Annotated in this window: 22 protein-coding genes, 2 tRNA genes and 2 pseudogenes; all 26 read left to right on the forward strand. The window is 51.2% G+C overall.

Translation table 11 applies throughout. The features are described from left to right. The 26 genes and pseudogenes from JCM15764_RS28660 to JCM15764_RS24550 all read left to right on the forward strand — a co-directional run bounded on the left by JCM15764_RS28660 (position 1) and on the right by JCM15764_RS24550 (position 20,460). Positions 1-306 (forward strand): glycosyltransferase family 2 protein, encoded by a 306-nt coding sequence (locus JCM15764_RS28660; protein WP_369412352.1) that lies wholly within the window; start codon positions 1-3, stop codon positions 304-306. Then, complete coding sequence (locus JCM15764_RS16205; RefSeq protein ID WP_243689206.1) at positions 218-970, forward strand: glycosyltransferase family protein; 753 nt, start codon at positions 218-220, stop codon at positions 968-970. The genes JCM15764_RS28660 and JCM15764_RS16205 overlap by 89 nt, the downstream gene beginning before the upstream one ends. Positions 971-1,337: 367 nt before the next feature. Then, a complete protein-coding gene (locus tag JCM15764_RS16215; protein WP_054697574.1) occupies positions 1,338-2,291 on the forward strand; it encodes a glycosyltransferase family 8 protein in 954 nt (317 codons plus the stop codon). Positions 2,292-2,709: 418 nt separating this feature from the next. Then, positions 2,710-3,243 carry a hypothetical protein gene (locus JCM15764_RS16220; RefSeq protein WP_243689207.1) on the forward strand — a complete coding sequence of 178 codons (534 nt, stop codon included), beginning with the start codon at positions 2,710-2,712 and terminating at the stop codon, positions 3,241-3,243. A gap of 72 nt (positions 3,244-3,315) precedes the next feature. Continuing rightward, a complete protein-coding gene (locus JCM15764_RS24525) occupies positions 3,316-4,233 on the forward strand; it encodes a glycosyltransferase (protein WP_243689208.1) in 918 nt (305 codons plus the stop codon). After that, a complete protein-coding gene (locus JCM15764_RS28665) occupies positions 4,176-4,565 on the forward strand; it encodes a glycosyltransferase (protein ID WP_054697583.1) in 390 nt (129 codons plus the stop codon). The genes JCM15764_RS24525 and JCM15764_RS28665 overlap by 58 nt, the downstream gene beginning before the upstream one ends. Positions 4,566-4,612: 47 nt before the next feature. Further along, positions 4,613-5,692 carry a glycosyltransferase family 9 protein gene (locus JCM15764_RS16235; protein ID WP_243689209.1) on the forward strand — a complete coding sequence of 360 codons (1,080 nt, stop codon included), beginning with the start codon at positions 4,613-4,615 and terminating at the stop codon, positions 5,690-5,692. Between the two features lie 55 nt (positions 5,693-5,747). Continuing rightward, positions 5,748-5,822: transfer RNA gene (locus JCM15764_RS16240), tRNA-Val, on the forward strand. 71 nt (positions 5,823-5,893) lie between these two features. Continuing rightward, positions 5,894-7,804 (forward strand): threonine--tRNA ligase, encoded by a 1,911-nt coding sequence (gene thrS / locus JCM15764_RS16245; RefSeq protein ID WP_243689210.1) that lies wholly within the window; start codon positions 5,894-5,896, stop codon positions 7,802-7,804. Positions 7,805-7,816: 12 nt separating this feature from the next. Next, positions 7,817-8,338, forward strand: coding sequence for a translation initiation factor IF-3 (gene infC, locus JCM15764_RS16250; protein ID WP_041267183.1), 522 nt, complete (start codon positions 7,817-7,819; stop codon positions 8,336-8,338). A gap of 20 nt (positions 8,339-8,358) precedes the next feature. Beyond that, complete coding sequence (gene rpmI / locus JCM15764_RS16255) at positions 8,359-8,556, forward strand: 50S ribosomal protein L35 (RefSeq protein ID WP_012648434.1); 198 nt, start codon at positions 8,359-8,361, stop codon at positions 8,554-8,556. 151 nt (positions 8,557-8,707) lie between these two features. Further along, the gene (rplT, locus tag JCM15764_RS16260) at positions 8,708-9,061 is read left to right on the forward strand and encodes a 50S ribosomal protein L20 (protein ID WP_012648433.1); all 354 of its coding nucleotides are present in this window, start codon (positions 8,708-8,710) and stop codon (positions 9,059-9,061) included. A gap of 75 nt (positions 9,062-9,136) precedes the next feature. Then, positions 9,137-10,152 (forward strand): annotated as a pseudogene (gene pheS, locus JCM15764_RS16265) (phenylalanine--tRNA ligase subunit alpha). Between the two features lie 29 nt (positions 10,153-10,181). Beyond that, a pseudogene (gene pheT / locus JCM15764_RS16270) lies at positions 10,182-12,584 on the forward strand (phenylalanine--tRNA ligase subunit beta). Between the two features lie 92 nt (positions 12,585-12,676). Beyond that, positions 12,677-12,955, forward strand: a complete 279-nt coding sequence (locus JCM15764_RS16275; protein ID WP_012648430.1) for an integration host factor subunit alpha — start codon at positions 12,677-12,679, stop codon at positions 12,953-12,955. A gap of 83 nt (positions 12,956-13,038) precedes the next feature. Continuing rightward, complete coding sequence (locus JCM15764_RS16280; protein WP_439645317.1) at positions 13,039-13,317, forward strand: MerR family transcriptional regulator; 279 nt, start codon at positions 13,039-13,041, stop codon at positions 13,315-13,317. A gap of 5 nt (positions 13,318-13,322) precedes the next feature. After that, positions 13,323-13,399 (forward strand) — tRNA-Pro (locus JCM15764_RS16285). Positions 13,400-13,499: 100 nt separating this feature from the next. Next, complete coding sequence (locus JCM15764_RS16290) at positions 13,500-15,245, forward strand: right-handed parallel beta-helix repeat-containing protein (RefSeq protein WP_243689211.1); 1,746 nt, start codon at positions 13,500-13,502, stop codon at positions 15,243-15,245. Continuing rightward, a complete protein-coding gene (locus tag JCM15764_RS24530; protein ID WP_243689212.1) occupies positions 15,242-15,988 on the forward strand; it encodes a right-handed parallel beta-helix repeat-containing protein in 747 nt (248 codons plus the stop codon). The genes JCM15764_RS16290 and JCM15764_RS24530 overlap by 4 nt, the downstream gene beginning before the upstream one ends. A 124-nt stretch (positions 15,989-16,112) precedes the next feature. Continuing rightward, on the forward strand, positions 16,113-16,493 hold the full coding sequence (locus JCM15764_RS24535) for a peptidase associated/transthyretin-like domain-containing protein (protein WP_243689213.1): 381 nt from the start codon (positions 16,113-16,115) through the stop codon (positions 16,491-16,493). Continuing rightward, positions 16,487-16,747: a hypothetical protein gene (locus JCM15764_RS24540; protein ID WP_243689214.1), complete on the forward strand. Its 261-nt coding sequence runs from the start codon at positions 16,487-16,489 to the stop codon at positions 16,745-16,747. The genes JCM15764_RS24535 and JCM15764_RS24540 overlap by 7 nt, the downstream gene beginning before the upstream one ends. A 21-nt stretch (positions 16,748-16,768) precedes the next feature. Beyond that, positions 16,769-17,347: a glycine betaine ABC transporter substrate-binding protein gene (locus JCM15764_RS16300; RefSeq protein ID WP_054697605.1), complete on the forward strand. Its 579-nt coding sequence runs from the start codon at positions 16,769-16,771 to the stop codon at positions 17,345-17,347. Positions 17,348-17,381: 34 nt separating this feature from the next. After that, positions 17,382-18,074 carry a cytochrome c biogenesis protein ResB gene (locus JCM15764_RS16305; protein WP_243689215.1) on the forward strand — a complete coding sequence of 231 codons (693 nt, stop codon included), beginning with the start codon at positions 17,382-17,384 and terminating at the stop codon, positions 18,072-18,074. 124 nt (positions 18,075-18,198) lie between these two features. Next, positions 18,199-18,393, forward strand: coding sequence for a hypothetical protein (locus tag JCM15764_RS24545; protein ID WP_243689216.1), 195 nt, complete (start codon positions 18,199-18,201; stop codon positions 18,391-18,393). Then, positions 18,393-18,674 (forward strand): GeoRSP system PqqD family peptide chaperone, encoded by a 282-nt coding sequence (locus tag JCM15764_RS16310; protein ID WP_054697608.1) that lies wholly within the window; start codon positions 18,393-18,395, stop codon positions 18,672-18,674. Before JCM15764_RS24545 ends, JCM15764_RS16310 begins: the two co-directional genes overlap by 1 nt. Next, positions 18,667-20,460, forward strand: a complete 1,794-nt coding sequence (locus JCM15764_RS24550; protein ID WP_243689217.1) for a GeoRSP system radical SAM/SPASM protein — start codon at positions 18,667-18,669, stop codon at positions 20,458-20,460. The genes JCM15764_RS16310 and JCM15764_RS24550 overlap by 8 nt, the downstream gene beginning before the upstream one ends. The last annotated feature ends 112 nt before the right edge of the window (positions 20,461-20,572 follow it).

Genomic DNA, 20,572 nt, shown 5'->3' on the forward strand with positions numbered 1-20,572 from the left:
ATGTGTATCATCGATGAGGTTATAACTGGGGAGCCGCAAAATCCTAAGGTATCTATAATTATACCGGTGTACAACGGCGGTAACTTTTTGCGTGACGCCATTGACAGCGCACTTGCTCAAACATATAGCAACTGCGAAATAATAGTGGTCAACGATGGGTCGAATGATGATGGTGAGACTGAACGCATAGCTCTCTCCTATGGCAACCGGATACGATATGTTGCCAAATCGAATGGCGGTGTGGCTTCAGCTCTTAATGTCGGCATCAGTGAAATGTCCGGCGATTATTTTTCATGGCTCAGATGATGATGTTTTTTATCCGGACAAGACCAGTAAACAAATTGCCTTCATTATGGAGAGTGAAAAGCCGGTAGTGTTATACTGTGATTACGATGTGATAGACGTTCATCGTACGGTGATTAGGACGATGGTTGACTACTACAATCCTGAAGAGTTTTGTCGTGCGCTTATTACTGCCGACCCAGTACATGGCTGCTCTGTTTTGATCCCCAGGGAATGTTTTGCCGCGGTCGGGCTCTTCAACGAAAATCTGCGTACTACGCAGGATTATGACATGTGGTTCAGAATGGCGCAGCACTTCGACTTTATTCATCTGCCGCTGGTATTGTTGCAGGTCCGTCAGCATGGGGAACAGGGCACGATCACAATGAGCCCGCTACATGTCAAAGAATGTAATGAATTCCTGATTGATGGCATGTTGAAGACTTTGCGTACGTTGGACCTTTCATCCTCCCCCGGCAGCGTAAAACAGTTCTTGGCAGAATGCCTGGTCAGTTTTTCCAGGAGGGGATTCCACAAGGCGTCCCGATATGCATTGCTCCATTACGGCACATCGATAGCGCAGGACGGTTCGCTGTTCAGCCGTCCGGCCGTCCGGCCGATTAGTACGTTTATGGCCAGAAATATCGGCCGTGTCAGAAATATCGCCAAGCGTATCTTGCCCAAATAACGGATAGAACATGCAGAATGAACTGACAGAGCAGAACAAGACCATATGCGATAGCATGTTCCCTCTCTATGAGCAGCAGCATGTCGAGATATTCAACAGCACCGAGCAGACCAGGATCCGTACGGAACTCCAATGGGCCCTGGGTCAGATACGCACAGAGGGGCAACGCCTCCCCGCACGCTTGATTTCGGTGCCGGTACGGCAATCTCACGAGACATACGCTGGAGTTGGGCACCGATGTCGTAGCTGCTGATGTCTCCACAGGGTGTCTCAAGCATCTGGCAGAGGCCTCGGGCGGGTTGACCGACCGGAGTACTAGAATATGGTTTGTTGAAAGACTGAGCGATATGTTGCGGGTGCATGATACATGCGGAAAATAAACGTCCTTACAGCCGCGGACAAGCAGTATGCGCGCCACCTGGGTGTGATGCTTACCTCATTGTTAAATTCGTCATCGGTTGATACAATCTTCACAATAACAATACTGGATGGCGGCATAAGCAGAGAAGACATAGGCAGACTGACGAGACTGACAGAGATGTACCGGGCCGCCATTACGTTTGTTGCAATGGACCGGTACCGGTTCGAACGGTACCCTCTAAGCAATCATATACGACAGGCCGCTTACTACAGAATATCCGTTTCCGAGATTCTTGACAGTAGTGTCAGGAAGGTCTTGTACCTCGATTGCGACATCATAATAAATAAGGATTTAACTGAACTGTGGGACACTGACTTCAACGGTTGTGCCGTGGCAGCCGTTGAAGAACCCAAGTTCGACAGACACGTAGATCTGCTTCTGCCGGGTGGTACCTTATATTTCAACTCCGGAGTCATGCTGGTCAACCTGGACCGGTGGCGGGAGGAACGTATCGGTGACAAGGCCCATAATTTCATCCGAAAGCACCCGGACGTTCTTCTACTTCATGACCAGGATGCGCTGAACGCCGTCCTGTGCGGCAAATGGCTACCGTTACATCCGAAGTGGAACCTTCAGACCGATATGCTTGACCTGCGTTCTTTATCCTCGTATTCGGGAAAAGCCGTGGCCGAAGCGGTTGCTAATCCTGCCGTCATTCACTTTACGACGTCCTCTAAACCGTGGCATTACATGAACGAGCACCGGTACAGAGGGGAGTATTTAAAATATCTATACCGCACGGAATGGAAACCCAGATCTCCTAAGTTATATGAGGGATTCCGCACCCTGGTCAAACCGATAATTGGCGTGACCTATAAGCTCCTGGATGTCCTAAAAGCGCTTCACGGGAGATGCCTGATCAGCATAAAAGGCTGTATTGCCACAAAGGACAAAGGATGATGGAAAGTTTCAGACTTACAATATCAGTTGTGCTGCTGGTATTCAACAGACCTTCAGTCACTTCACGTGTCTTTGCCGCGATCCGGGAAACCCGTCCGACACGATTGTTTATCATTGCCGATGGGCCACGGGAAGGGCGTTCGAGCGATGTTGCCTCGTGTGCTGAAGTTCGGCGTATTGTAGCGTGCATCGATTGGCCCTGTGAGGTTTCGCGTAATTATTCTGACGTGAACCTTGGCTGCAAAAAACGTGTGGCCAGTGGTCTTGACTGGGTTTTCCAGCAGGTAGAAGAGGCAATCATTCTGGAGGACGATTGTTTGCCCGATCCGACTTTTTTTCGTTTCTGTCAGGAATTGCTGGGTAGGTATAGGGATGACGAGAAAGTCATGTCTATTTGCGGCTCCAATCCTCTTAGAACATGGAAAGCGGACATACAGGGGTACCATTTTTCACTGAATGGCGGGATATGGGGATGGCGACCTGGCGCAGGGCCTGGCAAAACTATGATGTGACCATATCTCATTGGGGAACGCCGGGGATACGCCAAAGAATCAGAGAGGTGCTTGGCGGTGGTCCCCTTTATCGGCAAAGAGTGCTTGATTTCGATAGGGTTGCTGCGGGGCTTGTCGACACCTGGGATTACCAGTGGACCTTTGCCCAACTCATCTTGGCCGGTTTGACGATAGTCCCATCAAAAAATCTTATTTCAAATATCGGTTTCAATGCCGATGCAACCCATACTGTTGATCCCCACCATATTTTTGCAGAGCTTCCAGTTTACCCGTGTAACTTTCCTTTGAATAATGCCCGGAATGTGACAGCTGATACTGAGTACGATGCGGCTCTTACGAGAAAAGTTCTATCCTCCAGGCCAATTATGCAGAAAATGGGAAATATTATTCATTATCTCACTGGGGGAAGATTTATCAGATTGGGTTTTCGTCATGGGTAAAATTGGGGGCGAGATGCGTTGTGACCAGAAAGTTTCATCTGCGTGGCTTTTGCTTTGGAAGGAAACTACGTTGTGAAGGCTCTGATGCTCAGCACATTCGAGTATGAAGGGGGGGCAGCCAGAGCAGCTCATCGGCTTTTCCGGCAATTGAATCATAACGGTATTGATTGTCGGATGCTGGTCCAATTCAAGCAAAGTGATGACCCATTGGTGTCTGGACCCAGAGGTTTGTATGCTCAAAAAGCGGCCAGGTTGAGGCCGTACGTGGATGGACTGCCGTTACTCTGCTACCGTTCGCGTCTTAGTCCTCCCTGGAGCCTTGCCTGGCTGCCAAAGAATATTGATACTGAAGTGTCGGCTTGCTCTCCGGATATTCTTCATCTACATGGTGTTGGCCATGGTTTTCTATCCATTGCAGCTATTGGGCGGTTATCCCGGCCAATTGTTTGGACGCTTCACGATTCCTGGGCGTTTACTGGAGGCTGCCATCTACCACGGGATTGTTCACGCTATCATTTCGAGTGTGGTCGATGTCCGCAGCTTAACCGGCGGCATGAGCATGATCTGAGTCGCTGGGGCTGGCAACGGAAGGCTCATTACTGGCCCGGGCTCAATGTTACGTATGTGGCGCCGAGCCAGTGGCTTGCAAATTGCGCACAGTCCAGTTCATTGCTCGGTTCATCATCGGTTGAGGTTATCCCTAATGGGCTTGATACCGTCTTATTCTCTCCGGGAGATCGAGCCATTGCCAGGGAAGCGTTAGGTCTTCCTCCCAATGCGATAGTTTTACTCTATGGGGCTTCATCATTTACTCAGGATGAAAACAAGGGATTTAATTTACTTGAATCGGCTTTATCTTCGCTAGCAGAAAGTCTGCCGAGGAAAAGCCTGATCCTGGCTTTATTCGGGGATAGCATTTTCAAGAAAATGAATTGCATGGTTTCCCTGTCCGTTCCTATGGGCCTATCAAGGCAGATGATCAACTGGTAACCCTATACAGGGCCGCAGATCTGTTCGTTTTGCCGTCGCTGCAGGAAAGCCTACCGTTCACCGCAATGGAAGCAATGGCTTGTGGCACCCCCTGCGTTGCATACTCTGTTGGCGGTGTTGGCGATCTAATCACTCACGGTGTGAACGGTTATTTTGCCAGGGCTGCAGATGTTCGAGAGCTTAGGGATGGGATAGCTTGGATGCTGGCGGACCCAGGCCGAAGAGCCGTTCTGGCTCGTCAGGCCCGTTACACGATAGAGTCCGGTTTCAGCCTTGCCAAAGTTGCTGAACGTTATCTTGAACTCTATAATCGTATCCTTGCAAAATCATAGATATAAGGTATATCGGGCGCATGGCTGATGGTAAAGTGAAGATTAGAATGCTTAAGTTGGTTGACCGGTTGGTAGGAGTGGGAGTCAAGATTTGGAGTCCTCGGACGTACGTACGCTCATTCTCATCTCCCCAACGAATCCTCCTCATCCGTCCCGGCGGCATCGGGGATGCCATTCTGCTCATCCCGACCATAAACGCCATAAAACACGCCTACTCTGACTGCGTAATCGATATTCTGGCGGAGAGAAGAAACGCATCAGTATTCGAACTTGCTCAGGGGGTCCGGACGGTATACCGCTATGATGCCATTGCCGACCTCTCAACCGTCCTCTGCCATCGCTACGACGTGGTCATCGACACCGAGCAGTGGTACCGCCTCTCGGCAGTCGTGGCGAGGTTAGTCCGTGCCCCCGTCAAAATCGGGTTCGGGACCAACGAGCGCGCATGTCAGTTTACCCATCCGGTATCGTATTCACTTGACGACCACGAGAAGGAAAGCTTCCTGTCGCTGCTCCACCCCCTCGATATAGCCATCCCCGCTGTCTCTAGGCCGCCGTTTCTCCACATACCGGAAACAGCAGTCCATGCTGTGTCTTCGTTGCTGGAGGGAGTAGCACAATATGTGGCGTTGTTTCCCGGGGCCAGCGTGCGAGAGAAGCGTTGGGGAAAAGATCGTTTCGTTTTCCTTGCTGCTAAGCTGGCTCCCCAGAAAAAAGTCGTGGTTATAGGCGGACGGGAGGATGTTTCCATTGGAGATGAGATCGCCAGGGAAGGCGGTGTGAACCTTGCCGGCAGGACTTCCCTGCTAGAGACTGCCGCAATAATCGCCCAGGCTGATGTATTGGTGAGTGGTGACTCTGGAGTACTTCATCTTGCTGCAGGGCTTGATGTTCCATCGGTTGCACTTTTTGGTCCAAGCAGTATCGCCAAGTGGGCACCCCAAGGCAGCAGTGGCAGCGTGGTAAGTGCGCGGGCTGCTTGTTCGCCATGCTCCTTGTATGGCACTATTCCTCCATGCCGGCACAATGTCCGGTGTATGGATGACATTACCGTGGATCAAGTGATATCGGCGATCGAATCAGTAATTGCCGGACAAGATTGCGGTAACAAAAAAACAGCTGATTGATAAAATCCTTGACATCAACTGCCTGCCCTGCTAAAAGTACTGTCTGTTTTTGTTTAGGCGCGTAGCTCAGGGGTAGAGCACTAGCTCGACACGCTAGGGGTCGGCGGTTCGAAACCGCCCGCGCCTACCAAAGATAAACCTGCCGGTCTGAGGTCTAGGGAGCATCGAGGTTCGATGCCTCTTTCTGTTAAGGGGTCTTTTATGGGCGAGATTACTGTAAAGCTGCCGGATGGTTCGGAAAGAACACTTCCTAGAGGGGCGTCGGTCTATGATCTCGCTGCTTCCATCGGCGCCGGTCTTGCCAAGGCTGCCATTGCCGGCAGGGTGGATGGTGATCTGGTCGACCTCGCAACGGTATTGCCGGATGGTTCCAAGGTTGAAATAATTACCGAGAAGAGCCCCGAGGCGTTGGAAATTATCAGGCATTCCACGTCTCACCTTATGGCTCAGGCGGTTAAGGCACTTTTTCCAGAGGCAAAAGTGACCATCGGGCCTGCCATCGAGACCGGCTTTTACTACGATTTCGATGTGGACCATCCCTTTACTCCCGAAGACCTGGAAAAAATAGAAAATAAGATGCAGGAGCTGGCCAAAGCCAACCTGAAGATTGAACGCCAGGTCCTTACGGGCGCTGATGCCATACGATTGTTCGGTGATCTGGGCGAGAACTACAAGGTGGAGCTCATTGAAGATTTGGGTGCTGCAACTGTTTCCCTTTATCGGCAGGGTGATTTTGTCGACCTCTGTCGGGGACCTCATCTCCCTTCCACTTCTCATATCAAAGCCTTCAAACTTACTTCAATCGCCGGTGCTTATTGGCGCGGCGATGAAAAGCGCAAGATGCTGCAGAGGGTTTACGGAACAGCTTTTGCCGACAAGAAAGAGCTTGATGCTTATCTGGCACGCATTGAAGAGGCGAAACGGCGCGATCACCGGAAGCTGGGCAAGGAGCTGGATCTTTTCTCGTTTTCCGACGAGGTCGGGGCCGGTCTGGTCATTTGGCATCCCAAGGGGGCCATGCTCAGGACGATCATCGAGGACTTCGAGCGCAGGGAACACCTGAAGCGGGACTACGATATCGTTGTCGGTCCACAGATTCTGAAGACCGACCTCTGGCAGCGTTCCGGCCATTACGACAACTATCGCGAGAACATGTATTTCACCGAGGTGGATGAGCAATCCTTCGGCATCAAGCCGATGAACTGCCTCTCCCACATGATGATCTACAAGTCCCGCCTTCGCAGCTACCGTGACCTTCCCCTTAGGCTTTTCGAGCTGGGAACTGTCCATCGCCACGAAAGAGCCGGCGTTCTGCACGGCCTTCTGCGGGTCCGTTGCTTCACCCAGGACGACGCCCATATACTCTGCACCCCGGAACAACTGGATGCAGAGATCAAGGGGGTCATCTCCTTTGTGCAGGATGTGATGGGAGTTTTCGGTTTCGAGTTCGAGATGGAGCTTTCCACCCGTCCTGAGAAATCCATTGGGTCTGATGAGGATTGGGATCGGGCCACCAATGCTCTGCTCGGTGCGCTTAAGGATTCCGGGCGTCCTTTCGAGATCAACGAGGGGGACGGTGCGTTCTATGGCCCTAAAATCGACATCAAGTTGCGCGACTCCCTTGACAGAAGGTGGCAGTGTGCTACAATCCAGTGCGATTTTACGCTCCCAGAGCGCTTTGATCTGACTTACATCGACGCAGATGGTGAAAAGAAGCGCCCTGTCATGGTGCATCGGGTAATTCTCGGCTCCATCGAGCGCTTTATCGGCGTGTTGATCGAGCACTTTGCCGGCAGTTTTCCTGTCTGGCTTTCCCCCGTCCAGGTGGTTGTGCTTACCGTTACCGACAATCAACTGTCCTTTGCCCAGCAGGTGTATGCAGAGTTACGTGCAGCTGGCCTCAGGGTTCAGCAGGATTTCCGCAACGAGAAACTTGGCTTCAAGATTCGTGAAGCTCAACTGCAGAAAATACCTTATATGTTGGTTATTGGTGATAAAGAAGTCGAAGCGGGCATGGTTACTCCAAGATTTCGGGACGGCAAGAATCTTGACAGCATGAAGTGTAGTGAGTTCATTGAATTCATAGAAAAGGAAGTCAAAGGCTTTCATTGAGGAGGTGGCGTCATAGCTAAACCGACAGTCAACATCAATCAGGCAATAAGGGCAAAAGAAGTTCGCGTTGTGGGGGCTGAGAGCGAGCAGCTTGGTATCCTGCCACTCCGTGAAGCATTGGCTCTGGCCGAGAGCCAGCAGCTGGATCTGGTTGAAGTCTCACCTACTGCCGTGCCACCTGTTTGCCGGATCATGGATTACGGCAAATTCAAGTATCAGCAGAGCAAAAAACTGCAGGAAGCCAAGAAAAAGCAGGTTCAGGTTCAATTGAAAGAGGTCAAATTAAGACCAAAGACCGATGAACATGACCTGCAGTTCAAGATAAAACATGTTCGGAGATTTCTCGAAGAGGGGAATAAAGCCAAGATTACCGTCGTGTTCCGAGGAAGGGAGATTACCCACCAGGAACTGGGCATGAGTGCCCTAGACAACTTTGCTTCCGAATTGCAGGATATAGGAATCGTAGAGGTAAAACAGAAAATGGAAGGGCGCAGCATGTTCATCATTGTCGCCCCTAAAACGAAAACGAAATAAAGGAAATAAGGAGAAGGACCATGCCGAAAATCAAGACCCACAGAGGCGCTGCCAAACGCTTCAGCAAGACCGGAACAGGTAAGATCAAAAGAAGTCATGCATTTACCAGCCATATTCTTACCTCCAAAACCAGGAAAAACAAGCGTAACCTGCGCAAGGGCGCTATCGTCGAGGCTGTCGATCACAAGAATATCGCCAAGCTGATCCCTTACATGTAATAAAAACAGTGACAAGGGACAGGTGACGAGTGACGGGATAGAATCCTTGTTACTTGTTACTCGTTACCCCCGTCACCGCCTTAAAGTCCGTGAACCGTGAGGAAACGTCTCCCCTTGCGGATCCGGCAAATAAACAACAAAAGGAGTATGTATGCCACGCGTTAAAAGAGGTTTTAAAGCGAGACAGAGAAGGAACAAAGTGTTAAAGCTGGCCAAAGGCTACCGGGGCGCCAGGAGTAAACTTTTCAGAAGTGCGACCGAAGCGGTGGACCGGGCATTGAATTATGCCTTCCGCGACCGGCGCGTCAAGAAAAGGGACTTCCGCGCACTCTGGATCACCAGGATCAATGCAGCGGCTCGGATAAACGGAATTTCCTACAGCAAACTTATCCATGGTCTTAAACAGGCCAAGGTGGAGGTCGATCGGAAAGTAATGGCCGATCTGGCTGTATCCGACCCACGTGGCTTTGCCGAGATTGTTTCGCTGGCCAAGGCCAACGCTTAGCACATAAAATAAACACTTTCAAAAAAGAAAATGGGATGAAGTCATCTCATTTCTTTTTTTATACAAGGTAACGCTATGAGGGAAAAACTAGAGGCACTTTTGTCGGCAGCCACAGCAGAGCTTGGGCATGTTGCAACCGAAGATTCTTTACAGGACCTGCGGGTAAAATATCTCGGCAAGAAGGGTGAGCTGACAGCGGTCATGAAGGGGCTGGGCAGTCTTTCTTCCGAGGAACGTCCGCTTATCGGACAGATTGTCAACAAGGTCAAGACTGAGCTCGAAACAAGAATCGATGCTGCAGCATTGCAGATACGAGAGGCCGGCAAGGCTGAAAAGCTTCGCTCGGAGCGCGTGGACGTAACACTTCCCGGCAGAAGACTTCCCGTCGGCACCAGGCATCCCATTACTCTCATCACTGAAGAAATCTCCGATATTTTTGCGGGACTCGGCTTTCTGGTCGCCGAAGGACCAGAAATAGAGCACGATTTCTATAACTTCGAAGCCCTGAACTTTCCCAAAGATCACCCTGCGCGCGATATGCAGGATACCTTTTTCATCAGCGATACCTTGCTGCTTCGCACCCATACGTCTCCAGTTCAGGTACGCACCATGCTCAAGCAACCGCCTCCGGTGCGGATCATCGCCCCCGGCACCGTTTACCGTTGCGACTCCGATGCCACCCATTCACCGATGTTCCACCAGATAGAAGGACTGATGGTTGACAAGGGGATAACCTTCGGCGATCTGAAAGGCATTCTGACCAACTTCATCAATCAGCTGTTCGGCAAGGATACCGGGGTCAGACTGCGGCCCAGTTTTTTCCCGTTTACGGAGCCAGTGCCGAGGTTGACATAGCCTGTGTCATCTGCAAGGGCAAGGGGTGCAGGGTATGCAAGAATACCGGCTGGCTGGAAATCCTCGGTGCAGGTATGGTTGATCCCGAGGTTTATCGGCATGTCAATTACGATGCTGAAGCATATACCGGTTTTGCCTTTGGTATGGGGATCGAGCGTATTGCCATGCTTAAATACGGTATCAGCGACATGCGGCTGTTGTTCGAAAATGACCTGCGGTTCCTCAAGCAGTTCTAGTTTCTCAATAAATCTTAAAGTGTGAGAATATGATAGTTACCTATAACTGGCTCAGAGAATTTGTTGATTGCGATTTGCCCGTGGCAGAACTTTCCGACCTTCTTACCATGCTCGGCCTGGAGGTTGAGCGCGTCGAGACGGTGGGCGCAGGGATGGACGATGTTGTCGTCGCCCAGGTTCTGGAGAAAAACCAGCATCCCAACGCGGACAAGCTGTCATTGTGCAAGGTCAATAATGGGACCGAAATATTGACCATTGTCTGCGGCGCCCAGAACTTCAAGGCGGGTGACAAGGTTGCCCTGGCCCAGATCGGCGCTGTTCTCCCCGGTGAATTCAAGATCAAGCGCTCGAAGATAAGAGGCGAAGAATCCTGCGGTATGCTCTGTTCCGAAAAGGAGCTTGGTCTCGCCGAAGAATCGGCGGGCATCATGATTCTGTCAGCGGATCTGCAGCTCGGCATGCCTGTGTTTTCAGCCCTCGGTCTGAAGGATACCATCTTTGAAATCGGCCTTACCCCAAATCGGGCCGATTGTCTCAGCGTAATCGGCATTGCCAGGGAAGTTGCCGCCAAGCTTGGGAAAAAGGTAAAATACCCGGAACTTCGGCCTGTGGAAGGTGCAACTGCCGTGACCGACATCACCTCGGTAACGATTGAGGCGCCTGAGCTCTGCCCGCGCTACACAGCGCGCTATGTTTCAGGCAGTAAAATCGGACCTTCCCCCCAGTGGATGGTAAACAGACTGAAAGCCGTCGGGCAGCGATCCATCAACAACGTGGTGGACATCACCAACTATGTGTTGATGGAATATGGGCATCCGCTGCATGCTTTCGACTTCAAGTTCCTGTCAAAAGGGAAAATCGTTGTCAGGCAGGCAGCAGAGGGGGAGAAGTTTGACACCCTTGATGGCCAGGTACGAACCCTGCAGTCCTCGGATCTGACCATCTGCGACGGGGAGAGGGCGGTTGCGCTGGCCGGGATCATGGGGGGAAAGAATTCGGAAATAGCTGATGACACCACCGATATTCTGATAGAAAGCGCCTATTTCAATCCTTCGGCCATTCGCCGCACCTCCAAACGTCTGGGGCTCCATACCGAGTCCTCACATCGATTCGAGCGCGGCACCGATGTGAACATCCTGCCTATTGCCCTTGATCGTGCAGCTTCCCTGATTGTCGAACTAGCCGGCGGAACCTTGCCAAGGGGGTTATCGATGCGTACCCTCAGCCTGTTCCGGAAAGGCAGGTACCGGTCCGTGTCGATCGGGTCAACCAGGTGCTCGGTATCGCACTTTCGGCAGCTGATATAAAGGAACTATTCGAAAGGCTTGAATTCAAGGTTACGAAGTGTGATCAGGGGATTATGGAGGTGACTGTACCTTCTTACCGTGTGGATATCGAGCGGGAGATCGACCTGGTTGAAGAAGTTGCCAGGTTGCATGGTTTCGAGAATATTCCGGTGACAATGCCACAGGCAAGGATTTTTTCCGAAACAAAGTCATCCTATTTGACCAGTGCAAAAACGGTTAAAGATCTGCTTGTTTGCCAGGGTTTGAGCGAGGTCATCAACTACAGCTTTTTTGCCCCCGATGCTTATGACAAGATACTCCTTGCGGAAGATGACTACCGGCGTAACACAATTCAGCTTCTCAACCCCCTTTCTGACGAGCAGTCCATAATGCGTACGACGCTGCTTCCAGGGCTGCTTGAAACGGCGGCAAGAAATGCCAGCTTCCGCATCCTGAACCAGCGCATCTTTGAGATGCGGCGCATATATCTGCCAAGCATGCAGATGAGATGCCCGAGGAACCCCCGTTCGTTGCCGGTCTGTTGACAGGATTGCGCAGTGCTGAAGGCTGGAACCAGGCCAAGACAGAGGTCGATTTTTACGATGTCAAAGGCATCCTGGAAAATATTTTTGCCGCCTTGGACGTATCCGGCTATTCCTTTGAGGTAAGGGAACCTGAGCCGTTCTATCACCCTGGGAAATCCGCCTTCATAATCTGCAACGGTGATGTGATCGGCTCCTTGGGGGAGTTGCATCCTACCGTTCAGGAAGCATACGGTCTTGAAAAACCGCTCTTCTATTTTGAGTTAAACTTCGAAAAAATGGTTGAGTGCCGCAGGGAGGACCATACCGTCTCTGCGCCCTCGCGTTTCCCTGATACTTACCGGGATATTGCATTGCTTGTCGACGATGATGTCTCGGCTGAAGCTGTCGTCAACTGCGCCAGGAAGGTTAAGGCTGCAGAGATTGCCAGATAGAGATATTTGACCTGTACAAGGGGAGTAATATCCCGGCAGGACAGAAGAGCATTGCCATCAGGGTCCGCTACAGCTCCAAGGAAAAAACGCTCACGGATGAGGAAGTCAATCCCGTTCACCAGCAGGTTATTCAGATGCTGCAGCAAAAATTAAATGCCTCCATTCGCTAAAAATGGGTTGATTATGGATTCCCCCTGTGATATAAACCAACGCGCTGTCGAACTTGGCTGCCCACCGAATTACTGATTTAGTTGAGGGGTTTATGACGAAAGCTGATATTGTTGAAAGGATTTACGAAAAGGTTGGTTTTTCAAAAAAAGAATCGGCAGAACTCGTCGAGACTGTCTTTGATCTTATAAAAAGCACCCTTGAAGAGGGCGATAAAATCAAAATCGCTGGATTCGGTAATTTCGTCGTCAAGGAAAAGGCAGATCGCCGCGGGAGAAATCCCCAGACCGGGGAAGAAATTACCATCTCTGCAAGGAAGATTCTCACTTTCAAGCCGAGTCAGGTGCTTAAAGCCGCCATCAACAATCAGTAGTTCTCTTCAGGGATGCTTCAATTCGGGACAAGCTATTCTACAAAATCGGAGAGATTTCGGAACTAACAGCCTTGAGGCCCTCTGTGCTGCGTTTCTGGGAGACCGAGTTCACCGATTTAAATCCTAAGAAAAGCAAAAGCGGACAGAGACTCTACTCCAAGGAAGATCTTGAGGTAGTTAAGCAGATCAAGCAGTTGCTCTATGATGAAAAGCTGACCATAGACGGAGCCCGCAAAAGGCTTGGAGAAAAAATTAGCAACTCAGAAACAATTGGCGACGGAAACAGCGGGCGAGTCGAGAGGCTGAAGCAGATTGTACAGCATGCGGTTGCCCAGTTGCAGGATCTGAGAAATACATTGTAGCATATCGGTGCGTAGCGCAGCCTGGTAGCGCACTAGACTGGGGGTCTAGTGGTCGCTGGTTCGAATCCAGTCGCACCGACCATTTTAAAAGGGTTTCCGAAAATTTTTCCGGGGACCCTTTTTCTTTTTCCGCAGAAGTTGCTGGTGCCCCATCGCAATCATCTTTTGCCTTTGCGCTCTGATTGGAGTATATTGAGATCCATCTAATTTTTGCTGCAGTAGGTAAACCCCATCCTTTTAGAGTTTCATCGAGCCATGACTCTGCCCATGAAAAAACTACCTTCCTGGTTGCCTTTGCCCTGTGCCTGCTAATTCCTGCTTTTGCGTTTGCAACCCTGTTAACGGCCGATACCACATGGCAGGGAGAAGTCACCGTCAACGAAGATGTGATTGTTCCGTCAGGTATCTCCCTGACCCTCAAACCTGGCACTGTTGTAAGGGTAATTCCCGCTGATACTACCAAGACTGATCCTGAATACATATCTCCCCTTACCGAGATCACCGTTCGTGGCACATTGAAAGTGGAGGGCACAAGGACTTTCCCGGTCAAATTTTCTTCGCCTGGCGAAGCCAAAAATGCTTCATGGGCTGGTTTGATCGTGGATGGCGGCAGGGCTTTCCTCAGTGGATGCAGCATAGACAATGCGGAAACTGCCTTGCATGTCATTGAGGGAACGGCAACAGTGGACGACTGCAAAATCAATGGGAACCGGTATGGAGTATCGGCAATCGGGCCAAAAAGTTCTGTGGTCCTCAAATCCACTACTGTTGCCGACAATGATTTCGGAGTCTACGCCTTCAGCGGTGCCAAGATCCTGCAGCACAACTCAACCATTGGCAACAACAGAAAAAAGGATCTCCATGCTGCCGATCTCCAACAGCCGGCAGCTCAGATTCCTCTCAGCACAACAAAAGACCTGCCTGTCAGTAGAATCTACCATGATGAGGTGCTTCTGGGCAGCACAATCTGGCAAGGGCGCATCATCGTCAAAGGGATCATCCGAGTGCCAGAAGGAGCCAGGCTGGCGATACTTCCGGGTACGGTCATCGAATTCAGCAGAAGAGATTCAAATGGTGATGGGATTGGCGAAAATGGACTGATGATACAGGGTAGTATTTTGGCCAAGGGGAGTGCCAGGGAACCGATCATCTTTCGTTCGGCCGAAAAAGGCAGGTCGGATGCTGACTGGGACGCTATAAACATCATGGGCAGCGATGGAGTCCAGAACCTGATCGAATATTGCCAGATAGAGGGCGCCTATCGAGGGCTCCATTTTCATTTTTCCAATGTGGCGGTGACACATTCAGTGCTGAAGGGAAACTACCGCGCTATTCAATTTCAGGAATCCCTGGTTGTGCTCCATGGCAACCGGTTGTATGAAAACAAGAGTGGCATCCAGGGCAGGAACTCCACTATCCATATGTCAGGCAATCTGATCAGCAGCAATTACATAGGGGGAAACTTCTTCAGATGTAACCTGCAGGTCAGGCAAAACGAGTTCATTGGCAACAGGAGGGATGGACTGAGACTCAGGGAAGGGGTTACCATTATGGAAGAGAATCTGATTGACGGTAACAGATTTGGCCTCATGGTAGCTGACACTTTTTCCGGCAGGTTTAACCGTAACGTTGTCTCCAATAATGCTGAAACAGGCTTATCCCTGAAAAATTCCGACAATATAGAGCTTTTCGGAAATTTTGTGGCGAACAACGGCCTCAACGGGGTGAATCTGCAGGAAACCAGAGCCGAGATCAAAGGGAACCAGATTGCCGCCAATGGTGAACGGGGACTAGGGTTGCTCTCCTTTACCGGAACCCTTACCGGCAACAGCTTCATGGGCAACGGACTCTGGGCAATTGATCAGGAAGGTACAAACGATGTGGAAGCACCGGACAACTGGTGGGGGAATGATGAGCCTGCAGGGTGATCTTTGATCGCAGAAACCATCCTTCCCGAGGCCGCATCATTTCCGATAATCCATTGACACAACCGGTGCCCTTCGTCTGGCCGCTGGCCAGCGTGGCCACTCCGACCGTATGGCAAGGGGAGATTATCGCAAATCGCAGGCTCCAGATTCCCACGGCGAGTACTCTTACTCTTTTGGCTGGAACTAAAGTCTTGTTTGCCGAAGGTTCAGGAATGACAGTCAACGGTAAAATCGTTGCCAGAGGTGAAAAAGGCCGCGAAGTCATTTTCACCTCCGCAGGTAAAAAATTGCCGGGTACGTGGGACGAGGTGCTTCTGGAGCATGCAAACGGCAGTGTCATCTCCCATGCGGTTTTCGAGTATGCTCAATGGGGCCTGCACAGCCATTTTACCAAACTGTCCCTTGCCGACAGCATTTTCCGCAACAATAATGGCGGCATGCGTTTCAGAAGCGGCCCGGTATCCATTAAACGGTGCCTTTTCAGGGATAATTCCATAGGTATCCGTTCCTATCGTGGCAATGGGAGCATTGAGGCGAGCGACATAACCAGGAACGAAACGGGTGTATTTGTCAGAGAAAAAGGCAGTGGTCTGAAAATCAACGGCAGCAACCTGTTTGACAACACCGGCTACAACGTCAGAATCGGCGACTTTAACGACGAAAATGTGGATGCCGCCGGAAATTGGTGGGGGAGGGTATCCCGGCTAATACCATCTTTGACGGCCGTAATGAGCCTGGCATAGGCCTGGTAATTTTTGAGCCATTTCTCTCAAAGCGGGTCAAGACAGGGAATATAGTGCAATGAGAAAATCAGCACTCGCAATTTTGCTTTTGTTGTCCATGGCCAATTTCAGTTATGGTGAAGATATGGCTGCGCAAACATTCATCTTCCGCGGGAAGGTTGTCGATATGGCCGGCAAGGGAGTCTGCGGTGCCGAGGTTTTCATCTACGACAGTCCCAATACCAGGCGCCCCGCTGACTTCATTACAGGATCATCGGATAAGGAGGGCAGCTACGCAATCCAGTTGCCTGCAGGCAGAAGATATTGGGCGGTGGCAAGGGTGCGGCAGGATGGCAAGTATGGTCCACTGTCACCTGTGGCCCAGCATTCAGGCGAACCTGCGGCTATTGATGCCGCTGATGAAGGGCTCGTTGAACGGCAGTTTATCGTTGCGATATACGCCAGGTGGCGAGGGGCAAACAAAAAGCCAGAGAGGATATGGTCAAGGTCAGTGGAAGAGTGGTAGACGGTGAGGGGGCACCTGTCAGCTCGGCGTATGTGCTGGTCAACGCCACAAGGGAGGTGAGCCAGCTGCCAGATTATGTCTCCGGCTGGACCGAGGAAACCGGCCTGTACACCCTTTATCTGCCTCCAGGCGAATATTTTGTCGGTGCCGCCGTAACCTTTCCCACTGGTCCTGGAATGAAGCTGGAAAAACGGTTGCCTGCAGTATCATCCCAATCGGATATTGCAATCGACGTGGTATTAACGGCAAAATAGCTGATGCGAGAAGGAGGTTTTATGAAGAGGTTGGTTGTGCTGGTGATATTTACCCTTCTGGCCGTTATGGCAACCCAAGCCGGGGCTTGCGTCGGCAAGGTGCTCTATATCGGTGTCACCAACTCCCCCAATGATCAATTGCTTGCTGAAATGATCTCCGTCCTTGTCACCGAGAGGACCGGCACCTCCGTCAAAATTCTTACCTTCAAGACCGGGGCCGAAATTTACAATGCGGTCAAGCACGGCCAGGTGGGATTGATCATTGAAAACACAGACCACGGGCTGGAGCTGGTCAAGCGACCTAGGGAAGCCAACGCCAAAACTGCATTCGAGATTGTAAAAAGGGAGCATCGCAAGACATTCAACCTTGTCTGGCTTGAGCCACTGGGCACCTTGACCGGCAATGGCTCCAGCCAGCTGGTTGCACCGGTTATTTCTCTAGAGATTTTAGGCAATCTGCCGGCTCTACCGAAGCTGATCAACAAGCTCTCCGGGATTGTCAATGACAACAGCTATTCCAGAATGGTCAAAATGATAAAGGCCGAGGATAAACCGAACAAGCTGGCCCGGGAATTTCTCAAGGCGAAGAAGTTAATCTGATGCACAGTCTGCTCTGGGGACGAAAGGTTCTGTCTTGCTGCCACCGGGTCTGAAATCACGAATTATCAATGGGCTCTCCTCAACGGAACTGGCAATTGCCCTTTTCGGTGTATTGACCATCGTTGCAATACCAGGAACCTTCACCGAATCACGGGCGATTTACTCAAGCCCACTGTTTGTCAGTCTGCTGGCCCTGATGGCATTGAACCTTATCTGCTGCAGCATGAAAAGGTGGCGCTCGTTGGCCGGATCGACCCTCGTTCTTCACGGAGGGGTTCTGGTTACTCTTTTGGGCTGTGTGATCACCTCCTTTGGTTATGTGGCCACGGTGAACGTTTATGAAGGCACCTTTGTAGACGAGGCCTTTCGCTGGGACCTGAAGAGGGAAGCCCCATTCCACATGCGGCTATGGGTAAAGCAGATAAATCGCCAGTATTACCCGGTGCCGGTCCGCGTCGGTGTCCTGCAGGGTAGCGAAAAGTACGGCCTGTTCACCCTTGCCACCGGTGAAAGTTTTGAACTGCCCGGTTATCGTGTCTCGGTCACGGATTTTGAGCCCAAAAACCTCAGGCTGGTACTTGTGGTTCACAAAGGGGACAGGATCGTCGGCACAACCGACACCTCCGGTAACAGCACGCTGCCTGCCGATTTTCCTTATGCTTTCAAACTTGTCTCCTATAAAAACCCCCAGCTCAAGAGGATGTGTCGATCTTCAGCTATCCAGTGATGACAAGCCCCCTGTCTCGGGAACATCGGAAATCAACGCACCTTTTTCCTGGCAGGGACTCTATTTCTATCACACACAGACTGGAACTGACGGAAATGGCCGCTCCTTCGCAGGCGTTCAGATAGTGAAAGATCCGGCCGGCCTGTTGTTTTCTGCGGCTTCGCAATCATGTGTCTTGGGGCAGTTCTTGCTTTCTGGCGAAGGTTTGCACAAAGATAAATCCCCTGTCGGCCCTTTGCCTTTCCTGCATTGGTCGCTGATACAACATTCCATAAAGGAGGGCGTGTTGTTGAAAAAGGTATTTAGAAACCTGATGTGATGTGGCGCGAGGAAGAGGACTCTCTTTTGGAAGCGAGCGCAGGGCTTGAGAAGGGGAGCGACGTGACAGAAGTGGCCACCTCGCTGCTCTTCTCGGACGGCATCATGATTACTCTGAACCTGATGGGCACCGAAATATGGAAGATCTGCGACGGCAGGACCGTCGAGGAGATCATCGATTCCTTACTGGCTGACTTTGAGGTAGAACGAGCAGTACTGTCTCAGGATGTGCATTCGTTTTTGCAGGATCTGGAGCAGAAAGGGTTTATCTTCTATGGGTGAAATTCAGCTTAAGGCACCGCTTACCATAAACTGGGCAGTCAACAATAACTGCAACTTCGCCTGCCGCCACTGCTATAGCCGCAATGATGCCATGAAAGAAATAGACTGCAGTATGTTATGCCACTGTCTTGAGAAAGTTGCCACGGCTGGTGTCATGTCGGTCAATTTCGGCGGTGGCGAGCCGCTGCTGCGTCAGGACTTGGCGACGATCGCTTCCTGTGCTGCCCAAAGCGGCATGCGAGTATCCATGAACAGCAATGGTTACCTCATCGACCGCAAGAAAGCCCTGGAATTGAAAGAGGCCGGGTTCAGCAAGGTGGGCATCAGCATCGACAGCCACGTCCCTGCCATCCATGACGATTTCCGTGGTGTGTCGGGCAGCCACGGGCGTGCCGTAAATGCTTTGGCATACCTGCAGGAGGCAGGAATAAAGACTTCCATCTCCACAGTTATCTGCAAGTTGAACCACCGTGATGTTGCTCCGCTCATAGATTTGGCGGAAAAACTCCATGTGGAGCAGCTCAACTTCCACAATTTCAAATGTTCGGGCCTCGGTTATTCCAACAGGGATGATCTGGACCTGACACCTGAGGAATGGCAGTCATTTTACGCGGAGGCGATAATGGAAAAACAGCGGGGGCGTAAGCTGGACATCTCCCTTGACGATCCGATAATCGCCTCATTGGGAATGCATGACACCAACAACATGGTCAAGGGGAGTGTCTGCGGCAAGCTGTCCCTGAACATAAAGTCCAATGGCGACATTACCCCCTGCGGTTTCATACCCGTCTCATCGGCAATATCCTTGCCGACGACCTTCAGGAGCTATGGAAGAGCTCATCGGTTCTGGAAAAGCTGCGCAACAAAGTGGCGACGGGCAAATGTGTCGGCTGCAGCGACTACAATGAATGCCTTGGGGGCTGCAGCGCCCGTGCCTTGCGTTGACCGGCGATTTCAACAGTCCCGATCCCCACTGCTGGCAGCCATGAATATCAGTGAGCTGAAAACTCCCATCAGGATTTACTGGGATCTGCCTGCCGACGCTGCTGATAATGATTGTCTCAGTGTCGGTGAGCAGATCATGGCGCTGAAGATACTCAGTCTCGACCTCACCGCTACGAAGGCCACTCCCGGCGCCATTTACCTGCCATTACTGGAATTATTTTCCCCGGTTCAGATTGCCCTTTCTTTGACCATTTCCCTGGCAACCATTACTCCCGCACTTCTGGATCAGATCTGCCATTACCGCCTTAGAAATCTCTATGTGGCTATTGAAGAATCAGCAGACCTTGCCCGAGTTAATCGCCATGATTTCAGAACTGCCGGCGTACCGGTACCAGGGATCTCTTTTGCCGTTGCAGCTGATAATTACCATCAGCTGCCGGAGATATACTCGTTCTGCGCCAATCATGGTTTATCGCTGGTATTGCCCATGCAGCGGCTCTCCTATGGTGGAGGCTATTTTGCCTTGGACTGGCAACAGCGGCAGAAACTCTCCGATGGAATAAAAGAGGTGGCCAAGCCTGACAAAATGCAGGTTGTTATCCACGACCCTTTTTTGTGGCGGGTGTTTTTCCCGACCCTTCATTTCCCGGAAGGGAGTTGCCAGGCAGCCAATACCATGCTTTCCATCACGGCCAGCGGTGATGTTTACCCCTGTCCGTCTCTTCCCGTGCCCTTGGGGAATCTCAAGGAGATGACACTGTCATCAATTGTGCATTCCATGGCAAAAAGAAGCTTGCGGGAGAACTTGATGAAGACGCCCAAAGGGTGCGACGGTGCATAGAGCTGTCGGGTTGCTTTGGCGGATGCGTGGCAGGGGGTATGTTGCCGGCGGTTCCTGGGATGAACCTGATCCGGGTTGCCGGTAGTGCATTTCTGGCTAGGAGTCTGTCGGA

Origin of the sequence: Geotalea toluenoxydans JCM 15764 (assembly GCF_001311985.1) — a bacterium.
Classification (GTDB): domain Bacteria; phylum Desulfobacterota; class Desulfuromonadia; order Geobacterales; family Geobacteraceae; genus Geotalea; species Geotalea toluenoxydans.

Bases quoted from the DNA above. Each gene is read 5' to 3' on its own strand.
- rpmI (WP_012648434.1), top strand. From the start codon at position 8,359: ATGCCGAAAATCAAGACCCACAGAGGCGCTGCCAAACGCTTCAGCAAG.
- JCM15764_RS16310 (WP_054697608.1), top strand. From the start codon at position 18,393: ATGTGGCGCGAGGAAGAGGACTCTCTTTTGGAAGCGAGCGCAGGGCTT.
- rplT (WP_012648433.1), top strand. From the start codon at position 8,708: ATGCCACGCGTTAAAAGAGGTTTTAAAGCGAGACAGAGAAGGAACAAA.
- JCM15764_RS24535 (WP_243689213.1), top strand. From the start codon at position 16,113: ATGGCTGCGCAAACATTCATCTTCCGCGGGAAGGTTGTCGATATGGCC.
- JCM15764_RS16220 (WP_243689207.1), top strand. From the start codon at position 2,710: ATGGAAAGCGGACATACAGGGGTACCATTTTTCACTGAATGGCGGGAT.
- JCM15764_RS24550 (WP_243689217.1), top strand. From the start codon at position 18,667: ATGGGTGAAATTCAGCTTAAGGCACCGCTTACCATAAACTGGGCAGTC.
- JCM15764_RS16215 (WP_054697574.1), top strand. From the start codon at position 1,338: ATGCGGAAAATAAACGTCCTTACAGCCGCGGACAAGCAGTATGCGCGC.
- thrS (WP_243689210.1), top strand. From the start codon at position 5,894: ATGGGCGAGATTACTGTAAAGCTGCCGGATGGTTCGGAAAGAACACTT.
- JCM15764_RS16275 (WP_012648430.1), top strand. From the start codon at position 12,677: ATGACGAAAGCTGATATTGTTGAAAGGATTTACGAAAAGGTTGGTTTT.
- JCM15764_RS16235 (WP_243689209.1), top strand. From the start codon at position 4,613: ATGCTTAAGTTGGTTGACCGGTTGGTAGGAGTGGGAGTCAAGATTTGG.
- JCM15764_RS16205 (WP_243689206.1), top strand. From the start codon at position 218: ATGTTGCCAAATCGAATGGCGGTGTGGCTTCAGCTCTTAATGTCGGCA.
- JCM15764_RS28660 (WP_369412352.1), top strand. From the start codon at position 1: ATGTGTATCATCGATGAGGTTATAACTGGGGAGCCGCAAAATCCTAAG.
- JCM15764_RS16300 (WP_054697605.1), top strand. From the start codon at position 16,769: ATGAAGAGGTTGGTTGTGCTGGTGATATTTACCCTTCTGGCCGTTATG.